General features: G+C 63.7%; 15 protein-coding genes and 2 pseudogenes. 4 read left to right on the top strand and 13 right to left on the bottom strand.

The window, feature by feature from the left end:
• Positions 1-187 precede the first annotated feature (187 nt).
• The 7 genes and pseudogenes from ACIP1U_RS27510 to ACIP1U_RS27540 all read right to left on the bottom strand — a co-directional run bounded on the left by ACIP1U_RS27510 (position 188) and on the right by ACIP1U_RS27540 (position 9,489).
• Complete coding sequence (locus ACIP1U_RS27510; RefSeq protein ID WP_400321974.1) at positions 188-2,176, bottom strand: thioredoxin domain-containing protein; 1,989 nt, start codon at positions 2,174-2,176, stop codon at positions 188-190.
• Between the two features lie 374 nt (positions 2,177-2,550).
• Positions 2,551-4,911 (bottom strand): TOTE conflict system archaeo-eukaryotic primase domain-containing protein, encoded by a 2,361-nt coding sequence (locus tag ACIP1U_RS27515; RefSeq protein ID WP_400321975.1) that lies wholly within the window; start codon positions 4,909-4,911, stop codon positions 2,551-2,553.
• A gap of 170 nt (positions 4,912-5,081) precedes the next feature.
• On the bottom strand, positions 5,082-5,462 hold the full coding sequence (locus tag ACIP1U_RS27520) for a type II toxin-antitoxin system VapC family toxin (RefSeq protein ID WP_400321976.1): 381 nt from the start codon (positions 5,460-5,462) through the stop codon (positions 5,082-5,084).
• Entirely contained in the window at positions 5,459-5,665 is a 207-nt protein-coding gene (locus ACIP1U_RS27525) for a type II toxin-antitoxin system VapB family antitoxin (protein ID WP_400321977.1), read from the bottom strand. Before ACIP1U_RS27525 ends, ACIP1U_RS27520 begins: the two co-directional genes overlap by 4 nt.
• 509 nt (positions 5,666-6,174) lie before the next feature.
• A pseudogene (locus ACIP1U_RS27530) lies at positions 6,175-6,429 on the bottom strand (tyrosine-type recombinase/integrase); the annotation flags it as partial.
• A gap of 54 nt (positions 6,430-6,483) precedes the next feature.
• Positions 6,484-7,800 carry a Fic family protein gene (locus tag ACIP1U_RS27535; protein WP_400321978.1) on the bottom strand — a complete coding sequence of 439 codons (1,317 nt, stop codon included), beginning with the start codon at positions 7,798-7,800 and terminating at the stop codon, positions 6,484-6,486.
• 441 nt (positions 7,801-8,241) lie between these two features.
• Positions 8,242-9,489, bottom strand: coding sequence for a tyrosine-type recombinase/integrase (locus ACIP1U_RS27540; RefSeq protein ID WP_400321979.1), 1,248 nt, complete (start codon positions 9,487-9,489; stop codon positions 8,242-8,244).
• 149 nt (positions 9,490-9,638) lie between these two features.
• Here ACIP1U_RS27540 and ACIP1U_RS27545 point away from each other — a divergent pair, with 149 nt between their 5' ends.
• Positions 9,639-10,826, top strand: coding sequence for a DNA-binding protein (locus tag ACIP1U_RS27545; protein WP_400321981.1), 1,188 nt, complete (start codon positions 9,639-9,641; stop codon positions 10,824-10,826).
• 340 nt (positions 10,827-11,166) lie between these two features.
• Here the strand turns inward: ACIP1U_RS27545 and ACIP1U_RS27550 are convergent, their stop codons facing one another.
• The 4 genes from ACIP1U_RS27550 to ACIP1U_RS27565 form a co-directional block, all read right to left on the bottom strand.
• Positions 11,167-11,835: a hypothetical protein gene (locus ACIP1U_RS27550; RefSeq protein WP_400321982.1), complete on the bottom strand. Its 669-nt coding sequence runs from the start codon at positions 11,833-11,835 to the stop codon at positions 11,167-11,169.
• Positions 11,836-11,837: 2 nt separating this feature from the next.
• Complete coding sequence (locus tag ACIP1U_RS27555; RefSeq protein WP_400321983.1) at positions 11,838-12,515, bottom strand: hypothetical protein; 678 nt, start codon at positions 12,513-12,515, stop codon at positions 11,838-11,840.
• 414 nt (positions 12,516-12,929) lie between these two features.
• On the bottom strand, positions 12,930-14,285 hold the full coding sequence (locus tag ACIP1U_RS27560) for an MFS transporter (RefSeq protein WP_400321984.1): 1,356 nt from the start codon (positions 14,283-14,285) through the stop codon (positions 12,930-12,932).
• Positions 14,286-14,388: 103 nt separating this feature from the next.
• The gene (locus ACIP1U_RS27565) at positions 14,389-15,444 is read right to left on the bottom strand and encodes a 3-keto-5-aminohexanoate cleavage protein (protein ID WP_400321985.1); all 1,056 of its coding nucleotides are present in this window, start codon (positions 15,442-15,444) and stop codon (positions 14,389-14,391) included.
• Between the two features lie 473 nt (positions 15,445-15,917).
• Here ACIP1U_RS27565 and ACIP1U_RS27570 point away from each other — a divergent pair, with 473 nt between their 5' ends.
• Positions 15,918-16,187, top strand: coding sequence for a hypothetical protein (locus ACIP1U_RS27570; RefSeq protein ID WP_400321986.1), 270 nt, complete (start codon positions 15,918-15,920; stop codon positions 16,185-16,187).
• Positions 16,188-16,655: 468 nt separating this feature from the next.
• Here the strand turns inward: ACIP1U_RS27570 and ACIP1U_RS27575 are convergent, their stop codons facing one another.
• On the bottom strand, positions 16,656-17,018 hold the full coding sequence (locus ACIP1U_RS27575; protein WP_400321987.1) for an EF-hand domain-containing protein: 363 nt from the start codon (positions 17,016-17,018) through the stop codon (positions 16,656-16,658).
• Positions 17,019-17,326: 308 nt separating this feature from the next.
• Here ACIP1U_RS27575 and ACIP1U_RS27580 point away from each other — a divergent pair, with 308 nt between their 5' ends.
• Positions 17,327-18,490, top strand: coding sequence for a porin (locus ACIP1U_RS27580; RefSeq protein ID WP_400321988.1), 1,164 nt, complete (start codon positions 17,327-17,329; stop codon positions 18,488-18,490).
• Positions 18,491-19,039: 549 nt separating this feature from the next.
• Positions 19,040-19,240: pseudogene (locus tag ACIP1U_RS27585) on the top strand (DNA-binding protein); the annotation flags it as partial.
• A 211-nt stretch (positions 19,241-19,451) separates the two neighbouring features.
• Here the strand turns inward: ACIP1U_RS27585 and ACIP1U_RS27590 are convergent.
• The gene (locus tag ACIP1U_RS27590) at positions 19,452-20,432 is read right to left on the bottom strand and encodes a tripartite tricarboxylate transporter substrate binding protein (protein ID WP_400321990.1); all 981 of its coding nucleotides are present in this window, start codon (positions 20,430-20,432) and stop codon (positions 19,452-19,454) included.
• Positions 20,433-20,460 lie beyond the last annotated feature (28 nt).

The following is a 20,460-nucleotide window of genomic DNA, read 5'->3' on the forward strand; positions in this document are numbered from 1 at the left end:
TCAGAGATCGTGCGACTGGTGCTCACCATATGCGAGACCAATCACACGGTCCAGAAGCTCTGATTTCTATCCGGATTTCGTCCGCAAGTAGCTTTTCGACCGATGCTGGAAGGCAACGTCAGGGCGATTGATGTTCAGCATTCGTTAGACTACATCGAACTTGCGAGTAAAAGCAGCGGGCCCGCAGTCACGCCACGCAGCGTTCAAGAAGCGCCTTGCCACTGGTTACCGGTGCGGTACAGGTGCGATGCCGGCACACGTAGGCTGCCGGCTGGCCGTCGACCGGGTGCCGCCCCTGGCCGACTGGAACGTCTTCGGCGAATGCCAGGACGCGCGCCGGAAGGTAGGTGCGGTGAACGCTTTCAACCAAGGCGGCGGCAGCCGCCTTATCGCCGGCAAGAATGATCCCGAACGGGCCGCGCTGTGTGAAGTCTCTGGCGGCCAGGAGGTGCACGAAGCCGGCCGGGGCCGCAGTGGCGGCCGCCCGGTATCGCTGGAATTCGTGCTCGGCGAGGTCACGGTAGCGATCCTGGCCGGTGAGTTCCAGCAAGCGCAAGAAGGCGAACACGCTGGCTGAAATGCCCGACGGCCAGGCGCTGTCGTACGGCGCGCGAGGCCTGTGCACCAATAGCTCGCCATCATGGGGCGTGAAATACAGCCCGTCTTCCCAGAACTTGTCGAGGATGAATGCGACGAGTTCGACTGCGCGATCGAGGTATCGCTTGTCGAAGCAGGACTCGTAGAGGTCGATCAGAGCGTTGACCAGGAAGGCATAGTCTTCCAGGAACCCTGGCACCTTGGCTGTGCCGTCCTTCCAGGACCGGTACACGCCGCCGTCCGGCAGGGCGAGTCTGTCCTGGATAAAGCTGGCCGCACGCCTTGCGGCGGCGAGGTGTGCCCCGTTGCCCGTTGCCTGGTAAGCCGCGCAGAGTCCCTGGATCATGAGGGCGTTCCAGCCGGTGAGAATGTTGTCGTCACGGCCGGGGCGCACGCGCTGGGCGCGTGCTGCCAACAGCCGCTCGCGCCAGCCTTCGAGCCGCGCCTCCTCCAGGGGGGACAGCGTGACCGCACGCTGGAGCACCGATCTGCCGGGTTCAAAGTTCCCGCCGTCGGTCACGCCGTAGGCGCGACATGCCAGGGCCCCCTCGACTTCGCCCAGGACTGCCTTCACCTCGGCCGCTGTCCAGACATAAAAGCGGCCTTCCTCGCCTTCGCTGTCGGCATCTTCGCCAGCATAGAAGCTGCCATCGGGGTGCGTCATGTCGCGCAGGATGTACGCGATGGTTCCTTCGAATACACGGCGCCAGGCTGGCTTGCCGGTCAGGCGGTAGGCGTTGGCGTACAGTGCGACGAGCTGGCCATTGTCGTAAAGCATCTTTTCGAAGTGGGGCACGGTCCAGCGTTCGTCGACGCTGTAGCGGGCGAACCCACCGCCGAGCTGGTCATGGATGCCGCCGGCCGCCATGCCGTCGAGCGTGCGCTCCAGCGCTTCAAGCAGCGCGGGTTCACCAGTTCGTTGATAGATGCGCAGCACGAGATCGTAAGCGCTTGCGTTGGGAAACTTGGGCGCTCCGCCCAACCCGCCATGGGCCGGATCCGTGTTTCGGGCGAGGGCAAGGGCTGTCTGCGCGGGCAGGTCCTCGACTTCCTCGGCTTCACGGCTCAGGTCCGCGTCGTCTAGCTGCCGGAACCCCTGCCGAAACTGCTCGATGGTGTCGCGCAGTTCCTGGCGGCGATGCCTCCAGGCTTCGCTCAGGCTCAGCAACACACGCTCGAATCCAGGGCGGCCGTAGCGGTCATCCGGCGGAAAGTAGGTGCCACCGAAGAATGGCTCTCCTTGCGGCGTCAGGAATACCGTGAGCGGCCAGCCGCCGACCTGTCCCATCATCTGGGGGACTTTCTGGTAAATGTCGTCGAGATCGGGACGCTCCTGCCGGTCAACCTTGATGCTGATGAAACGCTCGTTCATCAGGCCGGCGATCCGGGGATTCTCGAACGATTCGTGCGCCATGACGTGGCACCAATGGCATGTGGCGTAGCCGACGGAAAGCAGGACCGGCTTGTCATCGTCGCGTGCGCGGCGAAACGCCTCTTCGCACCAGGGATACCAGTCGACCGGATTCCCTGCGTGTTGTCGGAGGTAAGGCGACGTTTCTGAGGCGAGCCGGTTTCCCATCACAGTCTCCAGCCTGGTCCGGTAGGACAACTGTGGCACAGAACAAGGCGCTCTGCGTGATCAGCGGGTGGGTCGTCCCGCGTCGGCGTTCGGGGGTGCCGAATCAGTCATCTTGTCATTTGATGTCCGCATAGCCCGGGAGAGCGTGTCGCTGAGCCGAGACAAAGCTTACGCTAGCCTTCCTTCGGAATACGCCATGCAAATGAAAGTTCAATTAATCGCCAAGCTGGAACACCCACAAGCCATGAAGCCAGCAGGCGGAGGGTCGCCTCCGCCGGGCTGATGTGAGTGCAGGCTCGGACGAAATTTTGCTATCGTGAAGTTGTCGCGCACCAAACATGGCCCCACCTGCTAGTCGGCGTAGCGCAGGCAGTTCATTCCATCTCGGCCTCTACGGCAATCCGATATCCCATGGCCCGGTACCCGCGTTGGCGCTTGTCCCACATCCGCAGCAATGCCGGATGGCCGCTGTCGATGAAATCGATGATCCGGACGTCAGTCTTATCGGCGTGTTCCCGGTGCAGCCGGCCGGCGTATTGTTGCAGAGTTCCCCTCCAAGACACGGGCATTGCTAGCACCAAGGTGTCAAGAGGAGGGTGATCAAATCCTTCTCCAACCAGCTTGCCTGTCGCCAGCAAGACGTGAGGTGTGTTGGCTGGCAGGACATCGAGGGTCGCGATCAATGCGGCGCGTTGGTTCTTGGACATCCGACCGTGTAGCACGAACAATGCGGAAATCTTCCCCTCCAACGCGGCCCGGATGGCGTCGAGATGTTCGGTGCGTTCGGTCAGCACCAGGATTTTGCGGCCGTGCTTGAAGGCTTCATGCGCTTCCGCCGCGACGGCATCGGTGCGAGCCTGATCGTTGGCCAGATGCCGGAATACATCCTGAATTCCCGACTCGGGTGGCAGTTCAATTCGCGAAAGGCGCGTCCGCGGTATGACTACCAAGGCTTGAGGCGAGTTGGTCGCCTTTGCCGCGGTGTACCGGATCGGCCCGCATTGCATGAAGATAATAGGCTGCTGGCCATCGCGGCGGATCGGGGTGGCGGTCAACCCAAGCACGTACTTTGCTTTAGTCCGTTTCAGAATGGCGTCAAACGACACGGCCCCGACGTGGTGGCATTCATCGACGATGACATGGCCGTAGTTTTCGACCAGCGCGTTGACCTCGCCTTGGCGCGACAGGGATTGCATCACCGCGATGTCGATCTTGCCGGAAGGCTTGACCTTGCCGCCCCCGATGGTGCCGATGTCGCCCTTGCGGATGCCCAAGAAGGCTTGCAGGCGCTCCTGCCATTGCTTGAGCAGTTCGGTGCGATGCACCAGAACCAGAGTGTTGACGCCGCGACGAGCAATCATCGCGGCCGCCGTGACCGTCTTGCCGAAGGCGGTCGGTGCGCACAGCACGCCAGTATCGTGCTGCAACATCCCGGCAATGGCGGCCTCTTGGTCGAGGCGAAGCGTGCCGACGAAACTGATATCGATGGGTTCACCCGGGCAGCGCTCGTCGTGCAGATCACAGCGGATGCCGTTGTCGCGCAGCAGCGCTTGCGCGGCGTCGAGACAGCCGCGCGGCAGGGCAATGTGCTGCGGATAGTTCTCGGCGTTGCCGATCACGCGCGGCTTGTCCCACACCGACATCCGCATCGCTTGCGCACGGTAGAACTCGGGGTTCTGGAATGCCGCCAAACGGATCAGGCGGTTGGCCAGTGGCTGCGGCAGTTGCGCCTTCTCAAAATAGATCAGGTTGGCCAGTGTCACGGTTAGCGACTCAGGCAGAGTACCAGCCAGCGTCTTTGCTGCGAGCGCTTCGCGCTTCCAAGGCGTAGCCAAATCCTCGTCGCCGATGAACGTGACGTCCAACGGGTGGACATCACCGGTGGCGCGAAGGATCGTTGGCTCGATGTCCTGCGGTGCCATCGGCTGGATGGACGTCAGAAACGCCCACTGGTCGGGATAGGGACGAAGACCGGCGTCGACGAACACGCTGCAACCGTGCTCACGCGGATGCTTCTGCAGCGGCAGGGCAATCAAATTGCCGAAGCCGCCTTTGGGCATCGTGTCCTGGTTGGGAAAGAGGCGGTCATAGGATGCGAGTTTGAGTTGCCGGGTGCGCGAGCAGGTGTCGCTGATTATGGCTGTGCCGAGGCGGCGCGCATCGCGTGCCGAGACCTTGCCCGCGAAGAAGACCCATGCGTGCGCGCCCTGGCCGGAACGGGAAATCTCCAGCGCGACCGGCACACCCAGTTCACCGCACGACTGCACGAAGGCACGGGCATCCTCCCCCCACTCGGCCTCATCGAAATCGGCGGCGAGGAAATAACAGGTGTCATCTTCCAGCAGCGGATAGACGCCCACTGTGTGCTGGCCGGCCAAATGGTCGTAGATGACCTGGTCCGAGAGTGGGACCAGCAATCGGTTGCCGCAGTCGGCGCACTTGATGCGCGGTTTTTCGCAGACGCCGGTGCGCCATTCATTGGCACAAGCTGGCGTATAGCCAGACTTGCCGGTGGACTTGCTCTCCCATCGGATCGGATAGGCATCCGTGCGGCCGCGGAATAGCCGACGGAACAGTGCTACTTTCTCGCCCGTGGAAAGGCGCGACGGTTCGGCTTCCTGCACGCAAGGCGCAGGCGTTGGCGGCAAGCGCCAATCGATGCCATGCGCCTCCAGTAGCGCGACCAGGCGAGCGTTTTCGGCTTGCAGTGCGGCGAATGTATCGTGATCAGCCATCAACCCTGGGCTCGGCAAGCAATGCATCCATGTCATCGGCCACGCCGTAGCCGAAGTTTTGGCTGACACGACGCACTTCATCAAGGCGTGCGCAGAGCACGGCGCTGTTCCTCCGACAAGGCAGCGATCATATGCAGCGACTGCTCGAACATCCGTACTAAGGCGTCGACTCAGTGAAGCTTGGGTCGATGCGCCACACCAAATCGCCCTGACAAATCGTCGAGACGCCTATCCATTGTCCATAGCTGTGCGCCTGGTGTGATCAAAGTGGAAGCCAGCAGTGAGACGTCAACCAGGCCGCAACCCAGCCCATACAATTTCTCGCGCTCGATGAACGCCATCACCTCGGTGAGGCTCGCCTGCTTTGCAGGTTGCAACAGTCCGATGTCGCCGAGTGTCCGAGCACGCGGTGCTGGCGGTGTCCCACAGGCCAATTCAACCAAGACCATGGGGTGGGTCAGTGCTTGATCCGACACGATCAGAGCGACCAGTGCGTCGTTGCGGTGCTTAAAATGATCCACCCATACGGAAGTGTCGACGAGGATGCTCATTTCGTTTCAGACTCTGTGCGGCGACGTGGCACACTTTGCATCTCTGGAGCGGCGCCACCCAGTGCCGCGAGCCGCTTGGCCGCTTGTACCCGGACGAAAGTCTTGATCGCCTCACGAAAGAGATCTGATTTGTCCATGCTAGGGTCGGCCGCCTCTAGCGCCTGTTCGTAGAGGGCATCGTCGATGGTGACAGTGGTGCGCATAGTAACCTCCGTGCCTCAAAATTGATGTAATTTTGCACCAAAAACAGCATCTGAACAAGAGGGGCATGGGGTTTCCCCGCTTCTTGTTTTCCCGCCCTTCTCATTGCAGCACGGGAAGGTTTTGCCCAGCGCGGACAGGGGGCGGCAATTTCGTTACCAGTGGGAAATGGCAGGTGATGTCTGCGGAGACGGGTGGCCAGTGAATTTCGCAGACAGTGCCTGCGAAATGTCGTCGACGGACTAATCCTGATGGAACAGACGCATCTGTTCCAGGTTGTGGTCCGAGAAGCTCGAACCTCCTTGAAAGCTCAGTCGATAGCCGCTGGGCAAGGTTTGCCCCGAGCCCGTGCGGTTCTGTTCGCCTTGTCCACACTCAACCATGCGGCGGCCGATTTCCCCGTCGTGGCAGTCGCCAGCGCGTCGAGCGCCTTTCAGCGGGACGACGATGCGCCGTGCATGCTGCCATAGTCGGCGCAGCCCAGAATAGCGCGAGCGGGATCTGCATTGAATCAGGAATCCACCTTCTTGCGGATGCCCCAACCGATCCGGTGACTCGCCTGCGTGGCCTCGTGCCGCGCATCCTCTTCGCTGTGCAGGTACGCGCTCGTCGTCGAGATGGACGCATGCCCGAAATTATCCCTGACATAGCGCAGGTCCACCTGCCGGTCGGTCATGTGCGAGCCGGCGGTGTGGCGCAGCCAGTAGGCCGAGCCGCTGGTCAGGACATCGGCCTGCGCTTCCCACTCGGGCCCACGCGCGCGCAGCACTCATTGAGCGTGGACTTCCCAGCCAGTAATTCTCGCTGCGGCGGCAAGCAATTACTTGGGTGGCGCCGCCAACTGCGATGCCTTCCAAGCTACGAGCTCCGAGGGTCGCAAGCCGTATCGGGCCAGTACGCCCTCGTGCAGGCGCCGGAGCTCGTCTACAATCAGCCCTTGCACGTTGTCACGATCAGCCTCTTGCACTCTTGCCATGACGGCCTGCCGAATCACGGATAGCGCATCATGATCGGGTTGCAGCACGACGTCACGGATCGTTTGTTTGATCACATCACGCCAAGCAAGGCGTAGCGGATCGGGTTCCGCCAGATCCTGCTTGATGGCCAGGTACTCTTGCGTTGAGCGCTCGTAAGCCCAAACGTAGAGATCGCGCAGCAATTCGACGCGGGTCATTTCATACATGCCGAGGATGGCGCGACTATAAGCTTGCTCCGGTACATCCAGGAATGTGAGCGGACAAAGGTTTTCGCGGAACAGCGGCAGATTGGCCACCAGGCGCGAGGTTCGTTTGTTCACGTCCGCGAATGGCTGCAGATAGGGTAGGTGCACCAGCACGAAGAATGACTGTTCGAAGGGATCGGCAATCTGATTCACTTTTCCGAGCAGGACATCTAGTGCTTCCTCAATTTGCTGTGCTGCTGACAGGGGTCGGTAAACACTTCTGCCAATGTCTACGGCGTGCTGTCGAATACGGCCTTCATCGGCAGGGTTGGGCAACAGGTTTTCCGACAAGGCACTATGCAGGTTCATCAAGGTATAGCGGTCGAAACCTACCGTACCGATGTTCTCCACCAGCAGTTCGATGGCAGTCTTGTGGTTGAGAATCATCTGTGTTTCGATGGCCGCCTTGCCTTGCGCCGCCTTCCCGTGCTCGATCAGCTCCCGGGTGTCGAGGCGGGAATAGGTGTTGCCCTCCAATTGACTCGATGCCCATGACAGGTCGATCAGTAGCCGGTTCAGGATGGCCCTGCTGTAGGTTCCAGCGGGCGCATCAGCCTGCGCCGTCTTGCCCATCTTGTGTAACTGACGCCGAAGCGATTCCGACAGGTACCGTGTGACATTGGGCTGATAGGCGTCAAGGAAGTCGCGTTGGTACCCCACAGGCTTGCGCGCCTCCGGAGGCTGATCGATATACGCCACGATGTCGCGGCTATCGGCGGAAAGCGGGATGTAACCCGGGAAGCGGTCTTCCTCCGGGGAGGCCGCGGCAAACTCGGTCGCTTTCGCAGCGAAATAACGACGGGCGCGACCTTCGCCGATCGCCATGATCTGTCGATCATCGATCCATTGGCTGATCCAGCGTTGTGCTGTCCGCCGTGCAACGTCGGGATGCTGTGCCAGCAACTCGGTAAGCATTAGTCCCGCGGAGGCTTTCCGGATACTCTCTAGTAGGGCGTGGGCAGGGGACATGTCGGACGTGGCGCAGTTCGCTTAAAGGATGGCGCAATTGTGGCGCGGTTCTGTAAACTGCGCCATCAATTGAAGCAGATTTGGCGCAGTAGATGGCAATAAGTGACATAGTAGGCGCAAAGCGGTGCGCGCGGAGAAGGTTCAGTATGTGTGGCCCGGCGGCATGAGGCTGTGATCGTGCCAAGAGCCATGTCCTCCATGTGCCGGACGGACTGGGTTTGACGATGTTAGTCGTTCCAGGACGCGTGCCCCTTTGCTCAAACAGAGCCGCGGATCATACGGTCAAGAGGCTGCATGGCACTGGTCATGCCATGGCGGAGGAGTAGATGACGTGATCAGGGCTGTGCATCCAGTTCGGGGATGCTTCTCGCATGCCACGCTCGTGCCCTACGTCTTCCTGGTCCAGCCAATCCGATGCCGAGCCTGCGTGGCCTCATGCCGTGCATCCTCCTCGCTATGCAAATAGCCGCTCGTCGTCGAGATCGACGCATGCCCAAAATTGTCCCGCACATACCGCAGATCCAACTGCTTGTCGGTCATGTGCGAGCCGGCGGTGTGGCGCAGCCAGTGGGCCGAGGCGCTGGCCAGGACATCGGCCTGCGCCGCCCATTCGGGCCCGCGCGCGCGCAGGCGCGCGGCCGCCAGGCCGAACACTTCCTTCAGGATCAGATGCAGCGCCCCGCGTGACAGGCCTTTGTCAGGGTGCTCGCGGCCCGCGCGTCCGATCACCGGCAGCAGCAGCGGGCGGGTCTCGCCGGGGTGCGGGGTGGGCGCCAGCCCATGGGCGCGGCGGTAGCGCGCCAGTTCGGCGATCAGCTCGTCGGTGGCGGGCACCAGCCGGGTCTTGTTGCCCTTGCCGGTGACCTCGAGCCACCAGCGCTCGATGCCCTGCGCATCGCGCCGGCAGAAGAAGGCGCCCATCGCGGTGCCGGTGACTTCCGCCGCGCGTAAGCCGCCCAGATAGAGCACGCTCAACAGCCAGCGGCAGCGCGCCGCATGCAGCCGCTCGCGCGCGGTGGCGGTGTCGGTCGTCCCCGGCATCGCCGCGATGGTCTCCTTGACCACGTCCCACAGCTCGTGACTGAGGTAGCGCGTGATGCGCGGCCGGCTCGGCGCGCGCCGGCGGCGCGCGAGCGCGAGCGGGTTGCCGGCCAGGTAGCCGGCCTCGGTCAGCCAGGCAAAGAGGGCGTTCAGGATCACCAGCGCGTGGCGCACGCTCGCCGGCGACAGTGGCCCGGCAAGCGGGCGCCAGTCGGGGTGAGTGCGGCCGAGCTTCTTGCTGCCCGCGAGCACCCAGCGCGCGGCAGGCTGCGGGTCGGCCAGGAAGCGTTCATAGACCAGCAGGTCCTCGTGGGTCAGCGACGACAGCGGCTTGCCCAGTTGCAGCACGGTCCACAGCAGCAGCCGCTCGACCTCGCGGCGGTAGGCGCTCACGGTCGCCGGGCTGTCGGCGTAGCGCGCGAGCCAGGCGGTGACGGCGGCGAGGTCATCCGTCGCGGCAATGCGGGTGGCGGTAGCGGGCGCGCGGTTGCTGCCGGCGGCGCCGGACAGCGCGGGCGGCAGCTGCAGGCGCTCGAGCGGGGTGGGCAGCGGCGCGGCCAGGCTTGGCAGCGGTGGGATCGGGAGCAGTTCCATAAGCGGGTATCGGCTGAGGCACATGCCGTTTGTGTCAGTATAGCCGATCCCTTGACATAAGCACACTTATGTCTAAAGTTTGCTGCCATCAGTTTGACATATGACGTATTACGTAGTTATATTTATTATAACAATACACTTTTTACCCGATGGCCACCGCCGACCTGGAGTTGACCGACGCCGCGCTGCAGGCCGCCATGGCCGACGATATCTCCGAGCTGCGCGGCCGTTTCCCCGAGACCCGCGCGCTCTACCGCGAGGTCTGCGGCCTGCTGTTCTTCCGCTACGGCATCACGCCCACCGCCAACAAGCTCTATCAGCTGGTGCGCAAGGGCAGCATGGGCACGCCCGCCGAGGTGCTGCAGGGGTTCTGGCAGGAGCTGCGCGGGCGCACCCGCGTCACCATCGACCACCCGGACTTGCCCGAGGCATTGAAAGAGATCGCGGCCGGGGCGGTGCAGACCATCTGGCAGGCGGCCAACGAGGCCGCCACCGGCGAGCTGGCCACGCTGCGCGCCGAGGCGCGCGCGGCCGCCAGCGCGGCCGAAGCCGGGCGCGATGCCGCGCACGCCGAGACTGCGCTCGCACGCGAGGAGGCCGCGGCGCTGGTCGCGCAACTGGACGCCGCGCGCCAAACCATCGAGGAAAATCAGGCGGCGCTGGCTGCGGAGCGGCAGGACCACGCCGCGACCCAGGCGCGGCTGGAGGCGGGGCGGTCGGAACTCGAGGCCACGCGCCGGCAACTGGACGCGTTGCGCACCCAATTCTCGACCGAGCTCGAGCGCGCCCGCGAGCAGGTGACGCTCGCGCAGGAACGCGCCGAGACCAGCGAGCGACGCAGCTTGCGCGAACTGGACGCGGAGCGTACCGCGCGCCAGAAGAGTGAGCGCGCCACCGAAGAACTACGCGCGGAGCTGGGGGCGTCGCGCGCCGAGGCCCGCGACGCGGCGGTGGCGCAGGCCGAGGCCCGCGCCCGCCTCGAAGCCCATACCGCGGCGCTCACCGAGCGGCTTAACGAGCAGCTCGTGGCCGCCGAGGCGGCGCAGCGCCAGGCCGCCGTCGACCGGGACATGGTGCAGGCCGAATTGGCGGCAGCCCAGCGCCGGGCCGAGCGCGCCGAAGCCGAGGCGGCGTTGGCGCGCCAGCTGCTGGCAGAATTGCGCCTGCCGCGCGAGCGGGAACGGCGGCGCAAATCCGGTGGCCCGGCACCGGCCGATAGCGAAGCACCAGACGAAACGCCGGCCGACGAGCACGGGGCGCCGACCGGCTCGAACCCGGAAGATGGCAGCGACAGGAGCGACGGCAACGACAACCAAAACGATGACAGTAAGAACTGAGCGGGCGGCGGCGATCCGCTGGGTCCAAGGACCAGATGGCGGACTACGACCTGCCCATCGAGGAACTGCGCCAACGAGGACGCATCGCCAAACCGGCGGGCTCAGGCCGCGCAGAGCAATTCGAAGTTGAAGGACGGAGGTCGTCGGCCCGGGATCGGAAGCCATGCGCGCATTGTAGGTACCTCAAGGGGCTCTCAGCAGCAGTCCGGTCGGCTGCCCCTGTTTGGCGCGGTCTCCTACCCGCGTCATTGCTCCGGAATTGCACCACTGGAAGCCCGTCATCTTCCGCGCCCGCCGGGATTAATCCAGACGGAAGCGTACGGGAACGCTGCCAACCGCGTCAGAAGGTCAGCGCTACAGAGACCACGGCGATCTGGTCGTGCGCGGCCGGGTTGAACCAGTAGACTGCGCCGGCGATGTGCTTGCCCTTCACTTGCGTAAAGATGCCCCGCTGGAAATTTCGGCCGCTGTCAGGGACGCGCGTTCGCTGGGCCGCCAGGCCCAAGCGCAGCCAGTCACGGGGGCGCCAGGCAAGCTCAGTCCAGGCATAGGTGTAGCCGGATGGCTCGGCGTCCGGCACGTACTCGAACTCGACATAGGCATCGGCATAGCGGCCGGTCAGTGTGGCCTCAAATCCGCCCACGACGCTACGCGTGCTGCCGGTAACCACGCCGAGGATCGGCGTGAAATCCAGGCGCAAGGCGTCTCCCCAGCCCAGGTTGTAGCCGACGAAGAACGAATACGCATCCATGCCTTCGTAGTTGCTGCGCGCCTCAAGGTGCAAGGCGCCGCGGTTGGCGATGGCAATGCCGGTGACATAGGCCTCGCTGCCGCGCGGCAGGTTGAGGTAGGCCGAGAGGCCGCCGCTCCACGCTGGCGTTTCCCCAGCTGCGGGGGCTGCGCTGGCTTCGGCAGCGCACAAGGGAAGCGGCAGGCTTGCCGCCACGAACAGCAGCCAGGATGCTGCCCGTTGCGCGGCCAGCCGTGTCGCCGGTTTTGCGGCGTGCATGGTCAGCCCCCGAGCGCGATGATGGCCATGGTTAGCGCGACGCCCACCAGCGTCATGGCCACGCCCGCCATCCATCCGCCGAAGCCGGCATGGCGCCCCAGGGCGATGCCGGCCCCGAACAGCATCAGGATGGTCAGCACGCGCGATACCAGCAGCGCCGTCGGGACGTCTGCAAACACGAGGAAGGGCAAGGCGACCGGGAACGTGGCAAGCACCACGAGCAGGAAGATCCCAACGGCCGCCAGCAAATCCTGAAGATTCAGCGTGGGGCGCTCGGGCCAGTCGGTGCTGCGGGCGATGCGGACCCGGATCGGTTCCAGTTCGGCATCGTCGACCAGCGTGCGCAAGCCTGGCGAGAGCGCGTCACGCAGGCAGGCGATGGCGCCAGCCGGGTCGCCGGCATGGCGCACCGCGTTGACCAGCGACAGCCTGCGCCCGCGCTCAGTGAGCGTGCGCACCAGATACATCACGGCATCGGCCAACCCCCAGGCCAGGTTGCAGCCCAGCGCTGTGTAGAACATCGTGTGCGGGGCGTTTGCTGGCGCGCCCACGGCCGACACCGCGCCCACGAAAGTCAGGGCCATGAACAGGCCAAAGCACATCTCGCACACCCGGTCGACGGTATCGAGCAGGCGCGGCCGCACTTCTGCGGCTTGGGGATCGAGGGAAGTGGTCAACATGGGCGTGCCCCCGGCAAGCCTGCCCACAGCTGAGGTCTACGACGATCCCCCACCCGGCTCGGTGCGAAGTCATCGCTCATACGAATCCCGGGCGGGCAGGCGCCTGGGTGAGACCAGACCAGACGGCATTGGCGGCGCTGCCGGACTGGCCAACTGCCGCCGCGTTAACTGTAGGCAAAGATCCACACGGCTGGTAGCGCCGCGTACACTCCGCGCGGCCGGTGTGGTGTTAGCGACAACTTGCCTGCGCTGCAGGATTACCACTCTCGCGCCCTTTGATCCAGTAGCATGTCCCGAACTGCAAAGCATTTGTCTCGTGTGTCGGCTCGCCGTTTGCGTCAAAACTTGGCGTCCCCGATGGATGACGCGAGGTAATGGACATTCTTTGCGTCTGGCTAACAAGAGAAAAGTGTATCAGGCCGGGGCGCGCTCGGAGACGTGTTCCAGCTCGTTCTGCTGCTCTGCGAGACTCAGGTCCCGCTGATAGTTGCGTCCCGCCAGGAGGAACAACGTGGCGGCGGCAAGCGAGACCAGCGGCACCACCTGCAGCGCGCCCAGGAGCCCGATGCGGTCGGCGAGCACGCCGGTCAGGAAAGGCGCCGGCGCAGCACCGAGCAGGTTATTGGCCAGGGTCAGCGTGGCCAGCGCGGTCGAATGAATGGCCGGCCGCGCCAGATTGGCGACCATGGCGCCGGCGGGCCCCCAGGTACCGGCCGCCACCAGCACGCCGCCGGCGATCAGCAGCAGTTGCGCATTGCCCGGGGCGAGCCGCAGGGCTGACATCAGCAACACACAGGAGATCAGGCAATAGGCAATGGCGAGCGTCACCTTGCGCCCTGGCGCCTTGCGGCTGACCCAGTCGGTCAGGATGCCGCACAGGGTCATGCCTACGCCGCTGACGATCAGCAACACCGCCGCGGCCAGCGCGGACTTGTCGGGTGCCATGCTGTAGTAGCGGTTCAGGTAGCTCGGCATCCAGGCCACGATGGCGAATACCGTGAACAGTTGCAGGCCGCTGCCCAGATAGGCAAATACCAGCGAAGGCGCCCCGAACACCGCACGCAGCGTGGCGGGGAGCGGCAGGCTGCCGCGGCCCGTGGCGCGCGCAGTGGCGGCCGCCGCCGTACCGGCATGGGTACGCCGGGCCAGCCTGCGCTCGGTCACGATCAGCGCATAGAACATCGCCACGACCAGGCCGAACAGCGCCATGGCAACAAAGGCCGCGCGCCAGCCGAAGTGTGTGGCCACCACACCGCCCAGCGCCATGCCGAGCACGGCGCCGAACATGCCGCCCGAGGTGAAGGCGCCGGTCAGCGTGGCGCGCATCGAAGCGGGGAAGGCGCTCAGGATCACCGCCAGGCCCACGCTGCCGTAGGCGGCTTCGCCCACGCCGACGAAGAAGCGTGCCGCCATCATGTGTCCGTAGTTGGCCGCAAGCCCGCACGCCAGCGTGCTTGCGCTCCACAGCAGCGCCATGAGAGCAAGACTTTTCACGCGGCCCCAACGGTCGGCCAGCAGTGAGAACGGCAGGGTCAGCAGCCCCACCATCAGCGCGACGACGCCGCTCAGTGAGCCAAGCTGGGCATCGGTCAGGCCCCACTCCAGCTTCAGGTGTGGGAAAACGGCGTTCAACACCTGCCGCGACATGTAGTCGGACATCAGCAGTGAAAAGATGAGGGTGAATACCACCCACGCATAGAAGGTGGAGCGCGTCTTGCTGACGGTGTGATCCGCAACCGCGCTGGCTGCCTCGGTAAAGGTCTGTCCCATTAGGTTCTCGTGTGGGCTGGTGCCGGAATGGTGATTGGTCTTGCTCGGGTGCCGGACACGGCCGGAAAGATGTCCGGCTGCGCCCGAAACCGCAGCAGATGTGTCAGGCCGCGCGCTGCGGCAGGTTCTTCTGCCCGCTCTTGCGGTTGGGCGCCATGCCGTGCGCCGCCAGGGTTTCCTCGGCGCTGTCGTACCAGGTGCCGATGCGGTAGATCTCCCGCGCTTCCTTGCCCGAGGCGATCTCGCGGCCCAGTTCCTTCGCCACGCGCACGCACTGCTCGATCTGCTGCACCGAGGTCATGCGGTTGCCGTGCTGGTCGATGATGGTGTCCTCGATGCCGCAGCGCGGGTGCAGGCCCATGGACATCGCCATCATGTTGAACGGCAGCACGTTCTTCAGCAGCGATTCCGCGGTCAGGGTGCAGCCATCCGGCGCGCGGTGGATAAAGTTGAAGAAGTTGAACGGGTTGGGGCCGTCGAAGCCGCCGCCGATGCCGATCCAGGTCAGGTTCAGCGGGCCCATGTAGGTGCCGTTGCGGACCAGGCGCTCCAGCGTTTCCAGCGCGTGAATGCCGGTGAGCTGGAAGTGCGGCTGGATGCCGGCGGCCGACAGGCGGCGCAGGTGCTCGGCCACCCATTGCGGGCCGGCCGGCACGGTCATCTCGCTGTAGGCCGCCTGGTAGGCCGGGTTCTCGAGCGACGTACCCTTCAGGTATTCGGGGTACAGCAGCTCCATGATGTTCATCTGCGTGGTGTTGATCGCCACGGTCACCTGGTCGGGCTTCGGTGTCAGTTCGGCCAGCATGTGGCGGGTGTCGTCCGACAGCCACTTGGCGGCTTCGCCATCGCTTTCCGGGGCGAACGAGATCGAGCCGCCCACCTGGATGATCATGTCGGGCACCGCGGCGCGCACGCCGGCGATCAGTTCGTTGAACTTCGACAGGCGCTTGGAACCCTTGCCGTCCAGTTCGCGCACATGCAGGTGCAGCACGGTGGCGCCGGCGTTGTAGCAGTCCACGGCCTTCTGCACCTGCTCTTCCATGGTGACCGGAATATCTTCGGGGAAATCCTCGGGCATCCACTCCGGGCCATAGGGGGCCACGGTGATAACGACCTTGTCCATGTTCTCGGGATGCAGCGAATCGTCGAGGAATTGCACGTCTTGCTCCTTGCAAAGGTTCAGCGAAATCAAATCAAATGGGCTTCGGGGTGGCACAAAATCTCAGAACTCACGCCGCCAATAATCGCGGCTCGTCACGGTCGGCCTTCAGGTCGTTGGTGAATGCGTGGTGATAGCCACTGCCGCGGCGCCCACGCAGTAAGTCGGCGGCCGCCCTTGTCACTAAGGTAGGTGGGAAGCAGCCGCGCTGCTTTGCATCGCGTTCCTTAAACTTGACAGTTCATGCCAAAGCTTTACCAGTGCAGGAAGCGACATACGAAGTGCCAGCAGCCTGCGAAGCCCCGCCAAAAGGAAGGCGATTCCCCGACTTCCTGTTCGAAGGCCAATAAGCCACCTAAAATGCGCAGATGGCTTCCGGCTTTTGACCTGAGACCTTCGAGCGCTCGACGACGCTCGGCCAATTCCATAAAGTCATCCGGACGGTCCTGGCTCACGCAAGGAGGAGTGTCAAAATGTTCGAATCGAGAAACGGACTTTGGAACCAGATCGGCAGAGTGCTGGTCATGGTCGGGCTCCTGGCGCTATCGGGCGCTGCCCCGGCGACCGAGCAGTCGCAGCAGCGCCAACAAGGCAGAAATGCAAACCAGGCGGCCAAACAGGAGGCACGTTCGGGCAAGGTCGACTGCCGGGCGGAAAACCAGAAGAGCAACGCTCAGTGCCGGCAGGACAAGCGCGACACGAAGCAGGAGGGCCGTCAGGAAAAGCGGGACATCAAATACTAGGGAAACGATCAATGAGGTCGGCTAGTGGCGATGCACGTAAGCCAACCTTGGTTTTCGTAATGTGAGAGAAGAAGACCAATCCAGGACGATATTCCCGCGCACTTGCGCGCTCGGGCCGGATTGCTCTCCTGTGAGGCCAATAGCCGCTTCCTGGCGAGCGCCAGATTCGCCAGAACAATCGGGCTGTACAACTGCGCTTCGCTTCATCACCGGACTGAATCGTGGACATGCTTATGACACGCATCAACCCAATGCCGCGATGACTCGCGCACTGATTTAATCAGCGCTTCTCCAGGGGCAACGCCATACGTACCGCGTCAGGCACTGCGATTCGGATGATTCTTCTCGCCATTGCGGTCTCCGTAAAGTGGTTGCCGTTGGGCATGCGAGGACCACTACGGGCGGGAGATACGGCTCGAATTCTCCCGCTCCCTCATCTTGTGAGGCTACAAAGAATCTGCAGCGCCTTCAGTTCCAGATCGGATCTTCCTTCTGCATCTGGTCCTTGGTCTTCTTCATCCAGTAGGAACCGATCTGGCGCTCAGTGACATAACCCTGCTTTTTTACGTCGATCTTGTCGAAATTTTCGTAGACCTTTGGCATGCCCGCCTGAGCTTCGTCGCGAGTCAGCTTGCCGTTATGATTGGAATCGGCTGCCTTGAAGCGCTCGGCAATCAAAGCCTTGGCCTGGGCCGTAGTCGGAGGCGCAGCAGGAACGTCGGATGGCGCCGTCCCCGGTTGGGACCCTTGCGCCGTCTGGGCGGCCGCACCTATCGAAGTCAGTGCCATCAGGACTGCGAAACCAAATGCGGGCAATTTGCATACGGACATGTCGCTCTCCTTGATACGTTATGTGTGTTTGGATTTCAGACACGGAAACGACTACTGATCAAGCTCCTGTGAGCCTTGGCTCACCAGCATTCTAGGCGCTCCGCACGGAGAGCGCTTCGCTGGCGACTGTTGCAACCGGCCGACACTGTTTTTCCGTTTCGAGCGTTTCCAGCCATCGGATGTTGGCGGAGAACGAATTACGCTCCTATGCTCGAACAGGTTGCCTGGCAGCAGGCTGTAAGGCCAGCCATCCAGCGAATGAAGTCGTGGTTGAACCACCAAGAAAAAAGAAAGAGAGGAGAGCGGGCATGGCACTGAAAAGAATGGCCTTTGTGTCATTGCTGGGATGGCCGCTGGCAACCGTTGCGCAGTCAAGCGTCACGCTGTATGGCGTGATCGACGCCAACGTGGAATACGTCAACCACGCGGGCGTCGTGCCGACGGCCGCCAATGGATTTAATCCGGGACCGGGCAACGATGTTTTCCGACTGACTTCGGGAGGGCTGTCCGGCTCCCGCTGGGGCCTGCGCGGCAACGAGGACCTGGGCGGCGGCATCAAGGCTCTCTTCGTGCTCGAAAGCGGCTTCGGCATCGACAACGGCTTGTCGCAGCAAAGCGGCCGTCTGTTCGGCCGCCAGGCTTACGTGGGCGTCCAAAGCGACCGTTTTGGCCAGGTCAGTCTTGGCCGGCAGTACACCTCGATGTTCGAGGCCTTGGCCAACTTCTCTCCGACCGCCTATGCCACGCAGTATGAGCCGGTCGTCATGCAATCCGGCCCCAACTACCGCGCGGACAACACCGTCAAGTACTCCGGGAAGTTCGGGGGACTGACGGCGCTTGCGCACTGGTCCTTCGGCGTCGGGGTAGCCTTGCCCGCCTCGGTAGGATTCCCCATCCCGATCGGCGGCAATGGCGAAGTCCCGGGGCAGTTCCGACGCGACACCGCCTATGGCGGGGCGCTGGCTTACACGTTCGGCCCGTTCGCCGCGACAGCGGGCTATGACCAGTGGAATCCCACCATCGGCACCGGCACCGGCACCGTCAAGAAGGCCGTGGTAGGCGCCAGCTATGCCTTCGGCCCGGCCAAGATCATGGGCGGCTACCGTTGGGGCCAGAACAGGAATGCGGCCGATGCCCTGATCCAGCGCGATGACTTCTACTGGATCGGCGCCAACTACCAGGTCACGCCGGCGCTGGCACTCACGCTCGAGTACAACTACGACGATCTCAAGAACCTTTACGGCAACACCAGCGTGGCCAATCCGTGGCAGGTCTCCTTCGTGGCCGACTACTCGCTGTCCAAGCGTACCGATTTCTACGTGACCACTGCCTATGCCAAGAACGCCGGCTTGATGCTTGATTCGCTGGCGACCGTCTTTGCCAACAGTTTGTCGCTGGGTAACAGCTATGTCCTGGGCAACGGGCAGAGCAACATGTTCGGCATCGCCTTGGGTGTCCGGCACAAGTTCTGAGCCGCCCCGCAATCGTCGCCTTGTTCCTGCACTCATTGCGTTGAAGCCTTCTGGAGGGCCACGTGTTAATCCTAAGAACAATCCTCTCTGCCTGCGTGGTGACCATGCTGGTCTCCGCATGCTCGACCACCCCCATACCGGCAAGTCAGGCGGCGCCAGCACCTTCCGAGAGACTTAGCGGATTGCAAACGCCGCCACCCGGCGAGTTTGCAACGCTGGTCGTGACCCGGGATCAAGGGTTCTACGGCAGCGCTTGCGATACGGTCCTGTCAGTCGATGGGAAGGAAGTGGGCCGACTCAAATCCGGTGAGGTCGCCCGGTTCTACGCCAAACCGGGGGCGATCATTCTTGGCGCCCAGACTTCGGCAATGTGTCTCGGTGGCTTGAAGGAGAGGGAGGTAAGGCTCACTCCAGCTGCGACGGTCCGTTATCGCATTTCCATCGATTCGAGTGGCGGCCTGGACCTGTCTCCAACCGCATTCTGACGGTCTTCGCCGCGCCCCGGCAGACTCTCGACCCGTTGGCGCCGTTCGAGCTTCACGGCCTCAACGGCCGCCGCTTCCCCGAACCCGAGCGCTGTACCGCGAGGTCTGCGGCCTGCTGTTCTTCCGCTATGGCGTTACGCCAACCGCCAACAAGCTTTACAGCCTGGTGCGCAAGGGCAGCATGGGGACGCCTGCCGAGGTGCGGCAGGGCTTCTGGCAGGAACTCCGCGGGCGCACGCGCGTGACCATCGAGCATCCGGACCTGCGCGTGCCGCGCGAGCGGGAATGGCGGCGCAAATCTGGCGGCCAGGCGCCGACCAATAGCGAAGCACCAGACGAAAAGCCGGCCGACGAGCACAGGGCGCCTACCGGCAGCCTGACGGCGCCCCGCACCTGTCGTTCGCGTCGCGTCTGGAATTTCACAATGGGCCTCCTTGCTTTGCGTCGGGCCCCGCCGGCGGCGGGGCGCCGTTGCGTTATTCCAGGTGGAAGCCGGTCTGCTTGATGGCCAGCGCCCATTTCTTCTGCTCGGCGGCCATGAAAGTCGCGAACTGGTCCGGAGAGCCGCCGCTGGCCGGGTCATAGCCCTTGCTGGCCAGTTGCTGGCGCACGCCGGGCGCATTCAGTGCCTTCTCGATTTCCTTGCCCAGCAGCGCGACGATCTCCTTGGGCGTGCCGGCGGGTGCCACCAGTCCGTACCACTCGCTGGCCTCGATGCCCGGGAAGCCGGCCTCGGCCATGGTCGGGATATCAGGGAACAGCGGCAGGCGCTGCTTGCTCGCCACGGCAATCCCTTTGAGCTGGCCGCCTTTGACGAACGGCATCACCGCCGGCACGCCATGGAACATCATCTGGATGTGGCCGCCGGCCATGTCGGTCAGGGCCTGGGGGCCGCCCTTGTAGGGAGCGTGCACGATGTTGACGTGGGCCATCTCCTTGAAGACCTCGCTGACCACGTTCTGCTGCGTGCCGGGCCCGACCGATGCATAGCTCAGCTTGCCGGGCTCGGCCTTCGCCCGTGCCACCAGTTCCTTGACCGAACCGGCGACCGACGGGTTGACGACCAGCATGTAGGGCGAGCTGGCCATCAGTCCCAGCGGCGCGAAGTCCTTGCCCAGGTCGAACGGCAGGTTCTTCTGCAGGCTCGCATTGATGGCCATCGGCGCGCTGGCCACCAGCAGCGTGTAGCCATCAGGCGCGGCCTTGGCGCCCATGCCGGCGCCGATGTTACCGGTGGCGCCAGGGCGGTTGTCGACCACGAACTGCTGTCCCAGGCTCGCGGTCAGCTTCTCTGCCACGGTACGCGTTACGGTATCGACGCCGCCGCCGGCAGGCCAGGGCACGATGATGCGTACCGGGCGGTTAGGGTAGCCGCCTTGCGCCAGGGCGCTGGCGGCACACGCGGCGAGCGCGATTGCGCCAAGGGTTTGTCCAACACGGTGCAGTACGGATTTCATGTCTTGTCTCCTCGTTGTCTTTTGGACG

The organism is Cupriavidus sp. NPDC089707 (genome assembly GCF_044748965.1).
In the GTDB taxonomy this organism is placed as follows: Bacteria; Pseudomonadota; Gammaproteobacteria; order Burkholderiales; family Burkholderiaceae; genus Cupriavidus.

Excerpts from the sequence above, each read along its gene's own strand:
- ACIP1U_RS27510 (WP_400321974.1), bottom strand. The coding sequence starts at position 2,176 with ATGGGAAACCGGCTCGCCTCAGAAACGTCGCCTTACCTCCGACAACAC.
- ACIP1U_RS27515 (WP_400321975.1), bottom strand. The coding sequence starts at position 4,911 with ATGGCTGATCACGATACATTCGCCGCACTGCAAGCCGAAAACGCTCGC.
- ACIP1U_RS27520 (WP_400321976.1), bottom strand. The coding sequence starts at position 5,462 with ATGAGCATCCTCGTCGACACTTCCGTATGGGTGGATCATTTTAAGCAC.
- ACIP1U_RS27525 (WP_400321977.1), bottom strand. The coding sequence starts at position 5,665 with ATGCGCACCACTGTCACCATCGACGATGCCCTCTACGAACAGGCGCTA.
- ACIP1U_RS27535 (WP_400321978.1), bottom strand. The coding sequence starts at position 7,800 with ATGCTTACCGAGTTGCTGGCACAGCATCCCGACGTTGCACGGCGGACA.
- ACIP1U_RS27540 (WP_400321979.1), bottom strand. The coding sequence starts at position 9,489 with ATGGAACTGCTCCCGATCCCACCGCTGCCAAGCCTGGCCGCGCCGCTG.
- ACIP1U_RS27545 (WP_400321981.1), top strand. The coding sequence starts at position 9,639 with ATGGCCACCGCCGACCTGGAGTTGACCGACGCCGCGCTGCAGGCCGCC.
- ACIP1U_RS27550 (WP_400321982.1), bottom strand. The coding sequence starts at position 11,835 with ATGCACGCCGCAAAACCGGCGACACGGCTGGCCGCGCAACGGGCAGCA.
- ACIP1U_RS27555 (WP_400321983.1), bottom strand. The coding sequence starts at position 12,515 with ATGTTGACCACTTCCCTCGATCCCCAAGCCGCAGAAGTGCGGCCGCGC.
- ACIP1U_RS27560 (WP_400321984.1), bottom strand. The coding sequence starts at position 14,285 with ATGGGACAGACCTTTACCGAGGCAGCCAGCGCGGTTGCGGATCACACC.
- ACIP1U_RS27570 (WP_400321986.1), top strand. The coding sequence starts at position 15,918 with ATGTTCGAATCGAGAAACGGACTTTGGAACCAGATCGGCAGAGTGCTG.
- ACIP1U_RS27575 (WP_400321987.1), bottom strand. The coding sequence starts at position 17,018 with ATGTCCGTATGCAAATTGCCCGCATTTGGTTTCGCAGTCCTGATGGCA.
- ACIP1U_RS27580 (WP_400321988.1), top strand. The coding sequence starts at position 17,327 with ATGGCACTGAAAAGAATGGCCTTTGTGTCATTGCTGGGATGGCCGCTG.
- ACIP1U_RS27590 (WP_400321990.1), bottom strand. The coding sequence starts at position 20,432 with ATGAAATCCGTACTGCACCGTGTTGGACAAACCCTTGGCGCAATCGCG.